Below are 900 nucleotides of genomic sequence, written 5' to 3'. Positions count from 1 at the left end.
TCCGACGCCATTCATGGCCATATCAATGATTTTCTGGTGCGTACCGGGCTGAGAGGCGGTGTAAGTGAACTGTAGTTGCCATGTTTTACGGCAATGAGAGCAGAGATAGCGCTGATGTCCGGCAGTGCTTTTGCCGTTACGCACCACGCCTTCAGTAGCGGAGCAGGAAGGACATCTGATGGAAATGGAAGCCACGCAAGCACCTTAAAATCACCATCATACACTAAATCAGTAAGTTGGCAGCATTACCAACCATTCTTATGGACTGTGCCAGTTTGGTCGGTGGATTGATCATCTGGGGCCACTCGATAACGATGAATTACCTTACGTTCGGCTAATGGATTCTGCCCATCAACATATGCATAACTGTGGTCGGGAATTAATGCTGGCTATTGTTGAAAATCACTGGCAGGACGCGCATTTCGACGCCTTTCAGGAGGGGTTGCTTTCTTTTACTGCGGCATTAACCGATTACAAAATTTATTTGCTGACGATCCGTAGCAATATGGATGTTTTGACGGGATTGCCGGGGCGTCGGGTTCTTAATGAATCCTTTGATCATCAGTTACGCAACACTGAGCCTCTGAATCTTTATTTAATGTTGTTGGATATTGACCGATTTAAATTGGTTAATGATACCTACGGGCATTTAATCGGCGATGTAGTATTACGCACCCTGGCAACTTACTTAGCCAGTTGGACGCGTGATTACGAAACGGTTTATCGCTACGGGGGCGAAGAATTTATCATTATTGTCAAAGTGAGGTAGCCTGAGTTTAACGGACACTCCTTCCTGAAATAGAATGGCATCAGAAGGAGCTAATAATGAGCAGAAAAAACCAACGTTACTCTAAAGAGTTCAAAGCCGAAGCTGTCAGAACGGTTCCTGAAAATCAACTT

1 protein-coding gene and 1 pseudogene are annotated in these 900 nt (G+C 45.2%); one reads left to right on the top strand and one right to left on the bottom strand.

Annotation, left to right across the window (positions count from 1 at the left end; translation table 11 throughout):
• On the bottom strand, positions 1-195 hold a 195-nt coding region (locus BFF42_RS18780; protein ID WP_001649947.1), incomplete at its 3' end, for an IS1 family transposase.
• Between the two features lie 55 nt (positions 196-250).
• On the opposite strand from BFF42_RS18780, the pseudogene dgcZ reads away from it, so the two are divergent.
• Positions 251-760: pseudogene (gene dgcZ, locus BFF42_RS18775) on the top strand (diguanylate cyclase DgcZ); the annotation flags it as partial.
• Between the last annotated feature and the right edge of the window lie 140 nt (positions 761-900).

The organism is Shigella sp. FC1661 (genome assembly GCF_001712525.1).
Lineage (GTDB): Bacteria > Pseudomonadota > Gammaproteobacteria > Enterobacterales > Enterobacteriaceae > Escherichia > Escherichia coli.
This window is presented reverse-complemented; position numbering and strand designations above follow the sequence as displayed.